This is a genomic window from Aggregatibacter sp. (assembly GCF_057314075.1).
The window spans coordinates 139,409-152,017 of the sequence record NZ_DBHLAR010000008.1; the positions used below are offsets into that span (position 1 = coordinate 139,409).

The 12,609-nt window shown below is 42.8% G+C and carries 11 protein-coding genes; 6 read left to right on the top strand and 5 right to left on the bottom strand.

Annotated elements, in window-relative coordinates; all coding sequences use genetic code 11:
* The first annotated feature begins 3 nt into the window (after positions 1 to 3).
* The 4 genes from ACO5E4_RS06185 to ACO5E4_RS06200 all read left to right on the top strand — a co-directional run bounded on the left by ACO5E4_RS06185 (position 4) and on the right by ACO5E4_RS06200 (position 4,143).
* Positions 4 to 1,389, top strand: a complete 1,386-nt coding sequence (locus ACO5E4_RS06185; RefSeq protein WP_485862431.1) for a type IV pilus secretin PilQ — start codon at positions 4 to 6, stop codon at positions 1,387 to 1,389.
* A gap of 233 nt (positions 1,390 to 1,622) precedes the next feature.
* Positions 1,623 to 2,150: a shikimate kinase AroK gene (gene aroK, locus ACO5E4_RS06190; RefSeq protein WP_005715891.1), complete on the top strand. Its 528-nt coding sequence runs from the start codon at positions 1,623 to 1,625 to the stop codon at positions 2,148 to 2,150.
* Between the two features lie 33 nt (positions 2,151 to 2,183).
* A complete protein-coding gene (aroB, locus tag ACO5E4_RS06195) occupies positions 2,184 to 3,272 on the top strand; it encodes a 3-dehydroquinate synthase (RefSeq protein ID WP_485862432.1) in 1,089 nt (362 codons plus the stop codon).
* A gap of 4 nt (positions 3,273 to 3,276) precedes the next feature.
* Positions 3,277 to 4,143 carry a Dam family site-specific DNA-(adenine-N6)-methyltransferase gene (locus ACO5E4_RS06200; RefSeq protein ID WP_485862433.1) on the top strand — a complete coding sequence of 289 codons (867 nt, stop codon included), beginning with the start codon at positions 3,277 to 3,279 and terminating at the stop codon, positions 4,141 to 4,143.
* A 98-nt stretch (positions 4,144 to 4,241) separates the two neighbouring features.
* Here the strand turns inward: ACO5E4_RS06200 and ACO5E4_RS06205 are convergent, their stop codons facing one another.
* Complete coding sequence (locus tag ACO5E4_RS06205; RefSeq protein ID WP_314885893.1) at positions 4,242 to 4,820, bottom strand: NAD(P)H-dependent oxidoreductase; 579 nt, start codon at positions 4,818 to 4,820, stop codon at positions 4,242 to 4,244.
* A 307-nt stretch (positions 4,821 to 5,127) separates the two neighbouring features.
* Between ACO5E4_RS06205 and ACO5E4_RS06210 the strand changes: the two genes are divergently transcribed.
* The gene (locus tag ACO5E4_RS06210) at positions 5,128 to 5,499 is read left to right on the top strand and encodes a nitroreductase family protein (protein ID WP_314310964.1); all 372 of its coding nucleotides are present in this window, start codon (positions 5,128 to 5,130) and stop codon (positions 5,497 to 5,499) included.
* A gap of 681 nt (positions 5,500 to 6,180) precedes the next feature.
* Here the strand turns inward: ACO5E4_RS06210 and ACO5E4_RS06215 are convergent.
* From ACO5E4_RS06215 to ACO5E4_RS06225, 3 genes are all read right to left on the bottom strand, one after another.
* Positions 6,181 to 6,624: a MarR family winged helix-turn-helix transcriptional regulator gene (locus tag ACO5E4_RS06215; protein WP_485862434.1), complete on the bottom strand. Its 444-nt coding sequence runs from the start codon at positions 6,622 to 6,624 to the stop codon at positions 6,181 to 6,183.
* 12 nt (positions 6,625 to 6,636) lie between these two features.
* The gene (locus ACO5E4_RS06220) at positions 6,637 to 7,044 is read right to left on the bottom strand and encodes an SRPBCC family protein (protein ID WP_005715880.1); all 408 of its coding nucleotides are present in this window, start codon (positions 7,042 to 7,044) and stop codon (positions 6,637 to 6,639) included.
* A gap of 470 nt (positions 7,045 to 7,514) precedes the next feature.
* Complete coding sequence (locus tag ACO5E4_RS06225; RefSeq protein WP_314885898.1) at positions 7,515 to 7,991, bottom strand: single-stranded DNA-binding protein; 477 nt, start codon at positions 7,989 to 7,991, stop codon at positions 7,515 to 7,517.
* A gap of 169 nt (positions 7,992 to 8,160) precedes the next feature.
* On the opposite strand from ACO5E4_RS06225, the gene uvrA reads away from it, so the two are divergent.
* Entirely contained in the window at positions 8,161 to 10,992 is a 2,832-nt protein-coding gene (gene uvrA / locus ACO5E4_RS06230; RefSeq protein WP_485862435.1) for an excinuclease ABC subunit UvrA, read from the top strand.
* 134 nt (positions 10,993 to 11,126) lie between these two features.
* Here the strand turns inward: uvrA and pssA are convergent, their stop codons facing one another.
* Positions 11,127 to 12,494 (bottom strand): CDP-diacylglycerol--serine O-phosphatidyltransferase, encoded by a 1,368-nt coding sequence (gene pssA / locus ACO5E4_RS06235; protein ID WP_485862436.1) that lies wholly within the window; start codon positions 12,492 to 12,494, stop codon positions 11,127 to 11,129.
* Positions 12,495 to 12,609 lie beyond the last annotated feature (115 nt).

The window sequence follows — 12,609 nt, forward strand, 5'->3', positions numbered from 1 at the left end:
ATCATGCAATCGCTTTTTCTCAAGATCTTAAAGTGCGGTCTGTTTTTCGGATGTTTTTTCACGTTCACCGTGCATGCCGAACAACATCAAACCTTTTCCATTCAACTCAAACAGGCGCCTTTAGTGCCAACCTTACAACAACTTGCGCTGGCGCAAAATGTCAACTTACTGATCGACGATGAATTGCAAGGCACACTGACATTAAAGTTAGATAACGTAGATTTAGATCAGCTCTTTCGTTCCGTTGCCAAAATTAAACAATTGGATTTATGGCAAGAAGACGGCATTTATTATTTAAGCAAGCAGGATACTGCCGCCAAATTTGCCGGCAATATGACAGAACCTCAAGCCATTGCGGCACTGCCTTCGGAGGAAGAAACCTCGCTCGCGACGGCCACCATTAAACTGCACTTTGCCAAAGCCTCTGAAGTGATGAAATCACTCACCGGTGGCAGTGGGTCGATGTTATCGCCGAACGGTAGCATTACCTTTGATGACCGCAGCAATCTCTTACTGATTCAAGATGAACCGAAATCTATCGCTAACTTGAAGAAATTGATCAAGGAATTGGATAAGCCCATTGAACAAATTGCCATAGAAGCACGTATCGTCACCATCAACGCCGAAAGTTTGAAAGATTTGGGCGTGCGTTGGGGGATTTTCAACCCAACGGAAAACGCCCACAGAATCGGGGGAAGCCTGGCAGCAAATGAATTTGACAATATTGCGAATCAATTAAACGTGAACCTGCCCACCGCCACGACACCGGCGGGGTCTCTCGCGTTACAAGTGGCTAAAATCAACGGACGACTTTTAGACTTAGAATTGACCGCACTTGAGCGAGAAAACAATGTGGAAATTATCGCTAGCCCACGTTTGCTTACCACCAACAAGAAAAGCGCCAGCATTAAGCAAGGGACGGAATTGCCTTATATCATGGTGAATGAAAAAAGTGGTACGCAAAGCGTAGAGTTTCGCGAAGCCGTATTAGGGTTGGAAGTCACACCGCACATTTCCTTGGATAAGCAAATTCTGTTGGATTTAATTGTCAGTCAAAACGCCCCGGGTAGCCGCGTGGCATACGGTTTAGGCGAGGTGGTTTCGATTGATAAACAAGAAATAAATACGCAAGTTTTTACCAAGGACGGCGAAACCATCGTGCTTGGCGGCGTCTTTCATGACACCATTACTAAAAGCTTAGACAAAGTGCCATTATTAGGAGACATTCCCGGCATTAAGCATTTATTCAGCAAAGAAAGTGATCGCCACCAAAAGCGGGAATTGGTGATCTTCGTCACACCACATATTTTGCGCCCCGGCGAGACATTGGAAAACTTGAAAGGCAAACAGTCAACAGAGAGAAAGAACAAGAACACAAAACATATCTAAAAAGAGGATAAGGCCATAGTTTATTTTGTTTTAACACGGTATACACGAAATAAATCGTCTGTTTAGGTTGAAAAGAATGGCGATTTATTGAGATAATCTCGTGCAATTTTGGGGTGATCTTTTCAATTTTATTCAAAACTTTCACACGGCCACATGAATCATCACTTGCGGTCGTTTCTTATTTTCTAAAAGATCACATTTTTTCCGATGACATAAATTTAAGATGAATAACAATGGCAGAAAAACGTAATATTTTCCTCGTGGGGCCTATGGGGGCAGGTAAAAGCACCATCGGTCGCCAACTTGCACAACTACTTAACATGGATTTTGTCGATACCGATGCGGAAATTGAAGAACGCGCCGGTGCCGACATCGGTTGGATTTTTGATGTTGAGGGCGAAGAGGGATTCCGCAAAAGAGAAGAACGCCTTATTAATGAATTAACACAACGTCAAGGCATCGTGTTATCTACCGGTGGCGGCGCAGTGTTATCAAAAGACAACCGCAATCATCTTTCCGCACGCGGTATCGTAGTTTATTTGGAAACAACCGTAGAGAAACAATATCAGCGCACCCAACGAGATAAAAAACGTCCACTATTGCAAGATGTTGACGATCCGCGCCAAGTGTTGGAAGACCTAGCTAAAGTTCGCAATCCACTTTATGAAGAAGTGGCGGACATCACCCTACCAACTGACGAACAAAGTGCCAAAGTCATGGCGACACAAATTATCGACCTGATTGACAACTATAACGGTTAATACAAACGGTTAAACACCTCAAAGGTAAAGTAAATGTTGTGTGTAAATGTTGAATTGAAAGAAAGAAGCTACCCGATTCATATCGGAGCCGGATTACTCACGAATACCGATTGCTATCCGCTGAAATCCGGCAATAAAGTCATGATCGTGACCAATCCAACTGTTGCACAACATTATCTTTCTACCGTGACGGACACCTTAGAAAAAATCGGTTGTCTTGTTGAGCACGTGTTATTGCCAGACGGCGAACAATACAAAACCCTGGATTCTTTGAACCTAATTTTCACCGCACTTTTAAAAGCCAACCACGGACGCGATACCACGATCGTGGCATTAGGCGGCGGTGTCATCGGTGATGTTGCCGGCTATGCCGCAGCAAGCTATCAACGTGGCGTACGTTTTATTCAAATTCCAACGACGTTATTAGCCCAAGTGGATTCATCCGTGGGTGGCAAAACGGCGGTAAACCACGAATTAGGCAAAAACATGATTGGCGCGTTTTATCAACCCACCGCCGTGATTGTCGATACACTCACCTTAAATACCTTACCAAAACGCGAAGTCAACGCCGGCCTAGCCGAAGTCATCAAATATGGGGCGATTTTAGATTTCCCCTTTTTCCAATGGTTAGAACAACATATCGATGACTTAGTCGCCCTTGACCAAAACGCATTACAACAATGTATCGCCCGTTGTTGCCAATTAAAAGCCGATATTGTAGCGCGCGATGAAACGGAAAAAGGCGATCGTGCGCTATTAAATCTTGGCCACACCTTCGGTCACGCCATCGAGGCCCATTTAGGTTACGGCAACTGGTTACACGGCGAAGCGGTATCCGCCGGCTGTATGATGGCTGCTGCGTTATCAGAAAAATTAGGCGATTTAACACCACATGATGTCGCACGGTTAGAAAAACTTTTAACCCGCGCCAATTTACCAACCGTTTCACCGGATGGCATGACCGCACAAGATTACTTGCCACTAATGATGCGTGATAAAAAAGTGCTCAATGGCAAATTGCGTTTGGTGCTCCTCAAAGCGCTTGGACAAGCTTATGTGGCGACGGATGTCCCTCAAGAACAGGTGATTGAAGCCATCAATCGTTGTACGCAAATTGACTAACCCCATGCCTAAACCCGCTAAACCCACCACAAAAACCAAAAGCCGCCCCTTTCTCAAATGGGCGGGCGGTAAATATCGTCTGACAGACGAAATCAACCGCTTATTGCCCAAACGCAAACAATGTTTGGTCGAACCGTTTGTCGGCGCCGGTGCGGTATTTCTCAACAGCCATTTCGAACGCTACATTCTGGCAGACATCAACCCTGATTTAATCCACTTATTCAACATCGTCAAACAGGACGTTGAAGGCTACATCCAAGCGTGCAAACTGGTTTTCTTTCACCCCGACGCCAACACCGAAACTTACTATTACACCAAGCGTAAAGAATTTAATCAAAGTACCGACGTATTCCAACGCGCGGTGTTATTTCTGTATTTAAATCGTTTTGGCTTTAACGGCTTGTGTCGCTACAACGCCAAAAACGAATTTAATGTGCCTTTCGGCGCTTACAAAACCCATTATTTCCCGGAAGAAGAACTCCGTTTTTTTGCCGCTAAAGCACAAAGTGCGGTCTTTATTTGCGCCGATTTTCAACAAACCTTTCAAATGGCAAATGAGGACTGCGTAATTTACTGCGACCCACCCTACGCCCCTCTTTCACAAGACAGCAATTTCACCAATTATTCCGGCAATGAATTTTCCATCGCCCACCAGTGTGATCTTGCCAATCTAGCCAAAGACACCGTGAAACAACGCAATGTCCAAGTAGTGATTTCCAACCACGACACGCCATTCACCCGAGAAATCTACCAAGGTGCTAAAATCCGCCGTTTAAAAGTACAACGCTCTATCAGCCAAGCGTCACATAAGCGGATTAAAGTACGGGAGCTGATCGCAATATTTAAAGTAGAAAAACACACAGAAAAATGACCGCACTTTTGCACAAGAAAATACCCTCATTCTCTACGACAAAAAACAAAGGTGAGCCAAAATGCTCACCTTCTAAACGAATATTTCTCAATTATCAATTAACCGAACACTTTTTCCAAGTGTGCTTGGTAGTCTGCTAAGTATTGTTCTACTTGTGGATTTTTAATCACGTCGTTACATAAGAATGTTGGCAGACGGGTCAAGCCGATGAACTCATTGAGTTTGTGGAAATGCATATATAAAGCATCCACGCCTTTGCCTTCAAAGAAGTCGCCTTCGCGGGTGAACGCCTCAATCGGGGCATTCCAAGTAAGTGAAAGCATGTGCTTTTTGCCTTGCAACAAGCCACCTGTGCCGTAGCCTTCTGTCGGATTGACGCGATGACGGCCGTCACTGTGATAAAGCTTGCCGTGTCCGCTGGTTAATACTTCGTCTATGTATTTTTTCACTGTCCAAGGCTCGTGCATCCACCAACCCGGCATCTGCCAAATCACGGCATCCATCCAAACAAATTTCTCGATTTCTGCTTCAACGTCATAGCCGGCATCAATCACGGTTTCTTTTACATTGTGTCCAAGTGCGGTCAAAATTTCTTTTGCTTTTTTATGAAGTGTATGGTTCAACTCGCCATGTGAATGTCCGAAATCTTTGCCACCATCCAATAATAAAATATTCATCTCTTTGCTCCTAAAATAAATAATTCGAAAAACTAGAGCCGCAATTATGCCTTCTTACTCTATATTTTAAAAGTGCAGTTACTTGCCACGCTATTTCCAGACCATAAGGGAAATTTCTCATACGCCATCAATTACGGCTAATCGGTAACATCAACATTCACTATTTCCCATCAACTAAACAAGCCTTTTCAATCAACTCCCTTACCCAGCGATACGCAGAATCTTTATGGATCCGTTCGTGCCAAATCAGTGTTTTGGTAAAGCCTTGAATTTTAAGGGGCGGTTCAAAGCGCTTGAGGTTATCTAAGTGAGTAATCAAACGCTCAATCGCTTTGCGCCAGCAACCATCCTTGACCTGAACGACGATTATTTGCCTCATTTTATGCGCACCGTTCAGCAGCTACCTGAAGATGCCGTTATCATGCGCTTGAAATTCTTCCACCAATACAGTCAATTTGAAGGCGCATTTGCAGATAATCCGAGCTCTTTTTACGATTGGGTATGTAAGCAAAGTTATATTGCGCTGGGGAATATGCTGACCTCGTCAGCAATGATCGGCATTAAAAGAACCCCGATTGAAGGTTTCCCTTATGCCAAAATAGAAGCGTTATTGGCGGAAAAAGGTTTATTTGATACCAAAGAATTAAGAACCTCGCCCCAAAACGCGTCAACGTTTTGAGCAAGTGGTGGAGTTTATTAAATAATATAAATAAGCATTAAGTACTTTACATCCCCCAATGGGGCAAGCGTCCACGCTTGTGCCAATTTTCCTAAGGATTAATCAATGAGCAAACGCCTTACAAAACCCTCTTACGTTGGAAATGTCGTAGTATCCGGTGATTGCGTAATTGCGTCCTAAAATGCGCTATTTTCTTATTACGATAAAAAGTGCGGTCAAAACTTGCGATATTTAAGTTGAAAAAACACGCTGAAAAATGACCGCACTTTTGCGCAAGAAAATACCCTCATTCTCTACGACAAAAAAAGAAAGGGTCTGACATAACATCAGACCCTTTATCATTTTTGTGCTTTATTCGTTAGAACGGTTGTTTCTATATAACGAAAGAATGCAAAAATAAAACTCTAATTATTTCAACTTGTTGCAATCAAATATTGATACTTGCCTTAAAAATACGTAAAAATAACCCCGATAACACGGCAATTATGTCATTATATTTTACAATATAAACGTAAAATTTTTACACATTGCGTTCAAGAGTCAACCATTTATGTTCTCTGTTTTGCTTTTTGAGAATAAAAAAGAGGACTTCTATACTTTTGCGTAAATAGTCCTCTTGAGTAAATTTCTGTTTTATATCTATGTTCTATTTTTTGAGTTTTACATGTAATATGGATAATATTATTCTTTGTTTAATCTAACAATAAAGTGTTTAAATAGTTCTTCATCGTTATCCAACTTTCCGAAAAAAAACTCATCAATTTGCTCAATTAACGGAACAGCTGTTTGTAATATTTCTTCTCCTTTTTTGTTTAAAATAACAACTTTTGCTCTTGTATCTCTTGAATGTTCTTTTCTTTTCACAAAATCATGTTTTTCCAATAAACTCAATATTTGAGATACCGTCATGACATCTATCTCTGAGAGTTTTGAAATCATAACTTGTGTAACTTCATTGTCATTTTGCGATAGATACGCAAGAGAAGCTAAAACAACAAATTGAGGGTGTGTCAAATTTATTTTCTTTAACTCTTTTTTTATCATAAGATGCCATTTATTGTACACCCTCATGAACAACAATCCTGTTGATTTTTCTGAATTGTCTTTATATTTTGATGTAAACAAACAGCAATCACCTTATTTTTCCAAACGATTTTTTAGAATAAATATAGACTGAGGAACATCTGAAAAAACTTGTTTTAAAAATTCCAAATGTTGCTCATCCTCACTATCTAAAATCACAGTGTGTTTTATATTCACGCTTCCGTCATTATTATCAATTATTTGATGCCCGAAAAGAATATCTCCGAACGGAGTTTCTGTTTTATCCCAAAATTCCTCAAAAGGTTTTACAAGAGTAAGCTGATATTCCATAGGAGGCATTCCTTCAAGCTCCATAGTTCCGTATGAGCCAGTCTCAAATTTACCGTTCAATGTAATGTTTTTTAAATCTTCTTCCCAATCATACCATTTTTCAATATTTGCATAGTACTCCCATGCATCTTCTTTTGCAGCTTTGATTTTCAAACTAAAACTAAATTCCATTGTAATTTCTCCTTTGATTATAGATTCACTTATTATAAGTTAACTTATAATATTGTCAACGAAATTTCTACTTGGGATACTATTCTTTAGTTTTTCCAAATGGCAGAATAATTTTTCTCAATCTTTTAAGTCAAATCCTACAGACTGTGTACTACTATTCTTTGCCACCGATGGCGCAAGCGTCCACGCTTGTGCCAATTTTTCTAAGGATTAATCAATGAGCAAACGCCTTACAAAACCCTCTTATGTTGGAAATGTCGCAGTATCCGGTGATTGCGTAATTGCGTCCTAAAATGCGCTATTTTCTTATTACGATAAAAAGTGCGGTCAAAACTTGCGATATTTAAGTTGAAAAAACACGCTGAAAAATGACCGCACTTTTGCGCAAGAAAATACCCTCATTCTCTACGACAAAAAAAGAAAGGGTCTGACATAACATCAGACCCTTTATCATTTTTGTGCTTTATTCGTTAGAACGGAATATCATCATCAAAGTTATCCATCGGTGCTTCGGCTGCCGGTTTGCTTGCCGGGGTTGCACGTGGCGCGCTTTGTGATTGGCTTGGGTAGCTTGGCTGTGCTGCCGGTGCGTAGCCGCCGGATTGACGATCAGAGCGGCTGTCTAGCATTTGTAAAACATCGCCTTGAATTTCTGTGGTGTAGCGATCTTGGCCGTTTTGATCTTGCCATTTACGGGTTTTTAAACGCCCTTCGACATAAACTTTAGAGCCTTTGCGCAGGTATTCGCCTGCCACTTCCGCCTGACGACGATAGAACACAATGCGGTGCCATTCGGTCACTTCACGACGTTCACCGGTGTTTTTATCATTCCAACTTTCACTGGTGGCAACGGTAATGTTGGCAACCGCTTCGCCATTCGGCATGGTGCGAATTTCAGGATCGTTACCTAAATTACCAACAATAATGACTTTATTTACTCCTGCCATAATATCCTCTTCTTTATTCAATTTTGCTGTAAAAAAATTTGCTCTATTCTGCCTGAAAATTTGGAATAAATCCACGCCTTCAATAAAATTAACTGGATATTTGCACAGTTATTTAGGAATATGCGATAATTGCCGCAAATTTACACTTCTTTCATTTATAAAATCTATTATGGATACCATCGATATTCGTGGTGCAAGAACCCACAATCTGAAAAATATTAACTTAACCATTCCCCGTGATAAATTAATCGTCATTACCGGCTTATCCGGCTCAGGTAAATCTTCTTTGGCTTTTGACACGCTGTATGCCGAAGGGCAACGCCGTTATGTGGAATCCTTGTCCGCCTATGCGCGTCAATTTTTGTCATTAATGGAAAAACCCGATGTGGACCATATTGAAGGGCTTTCACCGGCCATTTCTATTGAGCAAAAATCTACCTCGCACAACCCCCGTTCAACAGTGGGTACCATTACCGAAATTCACGATTACCTGCGTTTGTTGTTTGCCCGTGTGGGCGAGCCGCGTTGCCCTCATCATAATGTGCCTCTCACGGCACAAACCATCAGCCAAATGGTGGATAAAGTGCTTTCCCTGCCTGAAGAAAGCAAAATGATGTTGTTGGCGCCGGTGGTAAAAGAGCGCAAAGGTGAGCACGTTAAATTATTGCAACAAATTGCCGCACAAGGCTACATTCGCGCCCGTATTGATGGTGAGATTTGTGATTTATCCGATCCGCCGAAACTGGAATTACAGAAAAAACATACCATTGAAGTGGTGGTGGATCGCTTTAAAGTGCGGTCGGATTTATCCACAAGATTGGCGGAATCCTTTGAAACCACGCTCGAGCTTTCCGGCGGCACGGCGGTCGTCGCTTATATGGACGATCCGAAAGCGGAAGAACTGGTGTTCTCTGCCAACTTTGCCTGTCCGCACTGTGGCTATTCCGTACCGGAACTGGAACCTCGTCTCTTCTCCTTTAATAACCCTGCCGGTGCGTGCCCGACTTGTGATGGTTTGGGCGTACAACAATATTTCGATGAAAAACGCGTAGTACAAAATCCGAGCATTTCCCTTGCCAATGGCGCCATTAAAGGTTGGGATCGTCGCAATTTCTATTATTACCAAATGCTCACGTCCCTAGCGAAACACTACCATTTCGATATTGAAACGCCTTTTGAGGAACTGCCGAAAAAAATTCAACAGATTATTTTGCACGGTTCCGGCAAGGAAGAAATCGAATTCCAATACATGAACGATCGCGGCGATGTGGTGTTGCGCCACCATGTCTTTGAAGGCATTTTGAACAACATGGCGCGCCGTTATAAAGAAACGGAATCCATGTCAGTGCGCGAAGAACTTGCCAAACACATCAGCAATCGCCCTTGCGCCGATTGTGGCGGTTCGCGTCTGCGTCCCGAGGCGCGCAACGTTTATATTGAGCAAACCAATCTGCCTGATGTCTCGGAGAAAAGCATCGGGGAAGCCTTGAGCTTTTTTGGAGAGCTACAGCTGAGCGGACAAAAAGCACAAATCGCCGAGAAGATTCTGAAAGAAATCAAAGAGCGGTTACAATTTTTGGTGAATGTGGGCTTGAATTATCTTTCCCTTTCCCGTTCCGCCGAAACCCTTTCAGGCGGTGAAGCACAACGCATTCGCCTTGCCAGCCAAATTGGTGCGGGTTTAGTCGGTGTGATGTACGTATTGGATGAACCGTCCATCGGCTTGCATCAACGGGATAATGAACGCTTGCTCAATACCTTGATTCACTTACGAAATCTCGGCAATACTGTAATTGTAGTAGAACACGATGAAGATGCGATTTTAAGCGCCGACCACATTATCGACATCGGCCCGGGCGCGGGCGTGCATGGTGGTAATGTCATTGCCGAAGGCACAGCACAACAAATCATGCAAAATCCAAACTCGCTTACAGGTAAATTCTTATCCGGTGCAGAAAAAATCGAAATACCGAAAAAACGCACCGCACTTGATAAGAAAAAAACACTCAAGCTGTTCGGTGCATCAGGTAATAACCTGAAAAACGTCAACTTAGAGATTCCGGTCGGCTTGTTTACCTGTATCACCGGTGTCTCCGGTTCAGGCAAATCCACGTTGATTAACGACACCTTGTTCCCGATTGCCCAAAACGCGTTAAACCGTGCGGAAAATGCGGAAGCAGCGCCATATAAATCTATCGAAGGTTTGGAGTTTTTCGACAAAGTTATCGATATTGACCAAAGCCCGATTGGCCGTACACCGCGTTCTAACCCGGCAACCTACACGGGCGTGTTTACCCCAATTCGTGAGCTGTTCGCCGGCGTACCGGAAGCCCGAGCACGTGGCTACAACCCGGGACGTTTCAGTTTTAACGTACGCGGTGGACGTTGCGAAGCCTGTCAGGGCGACGGTGTAATCAAAGTGGAAATGCACTTCCTGCCGGATGTGTACGTGCCTTGCGACCAATGTAAAGGTAAACGCTACAACCGCGAAACCTTGGAAATTCGCTACAAAGGCAAAACCATTCATCAAGTGTTAGATATGACCGTGGAAGAAGCGCGCGAATTTTTCGATGCGGTTCCAATGATTGCGCGCAAACTGCAAACGCTAATGGATGTGGGATTGTCTTACATTCGCTTGGGTCAATCCTCCACCACCCTTTCCGGCGGTGAAGCGCAACGGGTAAAATTGGCGACGGAACTCTCCAAACGGGATACGGGAAAAACGCTATATATTCTGGATGAACCCACTACCGGGCTACACTTTGCCGACATCAAACAACTGCTTTCCGTGTTACACCGCTTGCGCGATCAAGGCAATACCATCGTGGTCATTGAGCACAATTTAGACGTGATTAAAACTGCCGACTGGATTGTGGATCTCGGCCCGGAAGGCGGTAGCGGCGGCGGACAAATTATCGCCACCGGTACGCCGGAGCAGGTCGCTAAAGTCGAAGGTTCGCATACCGCGCGCTTCCTGAAAGGGATTTTGGCGAAAGGTTAAAAACGTTTTATTTTTCCACCGCACTTAAACAGCCCAAAGTGCGGTCTCTTTTCACGACGTTTATCACAAAAAAAAGGATTGTAATCAACGGACAATCCTTTTTTATATTGAGTATAAATGCACTTACAATGTGATTACAAAATCATCTTCACTAACTTATCCGCTTTAATGCGGGCAAATTTTTTCAATAATTTCTGCACCGGCGCCGGATATTGCTTCATTTCCTCCAACTCAGTGTAATGTTGAAGCACTGTCGTATGTTGGCGGATACAATCTAATTCCTGAACCACTTGAGGTAAAAGTTGTTGTTTCGGATCATGGATAAATAAACCATTTTCCGCATCCAAGCGCCACGCACGTGGATTCAAATTATTGCCGGTCAACAAAATATAATTATCGTCAACCCAAACGCCTTTCAGATGATAGGTGTTTGTACCATCTTTCCATGTGCGAATAATCAGCTGACCTTGTTCCATTTCATGTTGGAACTTTTTGCTAAAGCGGCGAAGATTGTTTTCATACAAATACGGCAACGCCCCGGCCATTTTGAACGGTTGTTCCGGCGGAATATAGAAATCATTCGCCACTTTATCGCCCACAATAATTTCGATTTTTTTGCCTTTATGTAGCAACTGGCGGATTTTGTGTTGCAATGTCCGCGGGAAATTAAAATACGGCGTACAAATAGTGAGCTTTTCTTCCACCAACTGGAATAAATCTTCGATCGTCCGATTTAATACATTGCCCGCCCCACCGAGACCAAATAACGGCGTTACCGTTAATTCGTTGCCAAAATCGACCGCACTTGTGAAAGTATATTGCCCATTTAGCGCAAGATTTTTTCTGAAATGGCGGATATTTTGTCGAATTTCTTTGGTTTTCGGGCGATTAACGCTATCCAACGGCAACACCACATCGCTATTTAACAAAAAGTCACGAATAAACGCCACCATGCTATCAGCTAATTGCGGATGGGTGATTTTTTGATAACGGTCATAACGGTATTTTTCATTTTGTTGTAAATACACGTTATTGATACTGGCGCCGCTGTAAAGCACGGTATCATCAAAAACAAAGCCTTTAATATGCAACACACCGAACACTTCGCGCGTATTGATCGGCACGCCGAAAAATAGATTCGGATCATCGGCAAGTTGATATTTTTGACGTTGTTCGCAATACCAATCAGCATTCGTTGCACTCTTTTCCGCGCCTAATAAATTGCGTTGCGCACGATGCCAATCAATTAAAATTTTCACTTCAAGTTCAGGCTTATCTTGTTTCGCACGGTAAATTTCATCGAGAATTTCTTGCCCGGCTTCGTCATTTTGCCAGTAAAGTGCGGTCACAAAAATACGCGTTTTCGCCTGTCTGATCAGTTGAATAATTTCATTTTTAAATGCCATTGGGCTGTAAATAAATTCAACTTGTTCCGCCTGTAAAGCTAAACATGGCAAGCTTTCAAGACGCTTTTGAGCCCGTATTGTCTTATCTCTAAACATAAAATTTGTTCTCTGTTGTACTCAATGAGTCGGAACCTAATTGGGGCGATAGTTTACAATATTTATCGCCCCCCTTGGTAGAAAAAAGGCTGGTTTTCGTTATAATGCTCACAAA

What these genes read in the sequence shown, in the direction of transcription:
- ACO5E4_RS06185 (WP_485862431.1), top strand. Translation starts at nt 4, where the DNA reads ATGCAATCGCTTTTTCTCAAGATCTTAAAGTGCGGTCTGTTTTTCGGA.
- aroK (WP_005715891.1), top strand. Translation starts at nt 1,623, where the DNA reads ATGGCAGAAAAACGTAATATTTTCCTCGTGGGGCCTATGGGGGCAGGT.
- aroB (WP_485862432.1), top strand. Translation starts at nt 2,184, where the DNA reads ATGTTGTGTGTAAATGTTGAATTGAAAGAAAGAAGCTACCCGATTCAT.
- ACO5E4_RS06200 (WP_485862433.1), top strand. Translation starts at nt 3,277, where the DNA reads ATGCCTAAACCCGCTAAACCCACCACAAAAACCAAAAGCCGCCCCTTT.
- ACO5E4_RS06205 (WP_314885893.1), bottom strand. Translation starts at nt 4,820, where the DNA reads ATGAATATTTTATTATTGGATGGTGGCAAAGATTTCGGACATTCACAT.
- ACO5E4_RS06220 (WP_005715880.1), bottom strand. Translation starts at nt 7,044, where the DNA reads ATGGAATTTAGTTTTAGTTTGAAAATCAAAGCTGCAAAAGAAGATGCA.
- ACO5E4_RS06225 (WP_314885898.1), bottom strand. Translation starts at nt 7,991, where the DNA reads ATGGCAGGAGTAAATAAAGTCATTATTGTTGGTAATTTAGGTAACGAT.
- uvrA (WP_485862435.1), top strand. Translation starts at nt 8,161, where the DNA reads ATGGATACCATCGATATTCGTGGTGCAAGAACCCACAATCTGAAAAAT.
- pssA (WP_485862436.1), bottom strand. Translation starts at nt 12,494, where the DNA reads ATGTTTAGAGATAAGACAATACGGGCTCAAAAGCGTCTTGAAAGCTTG.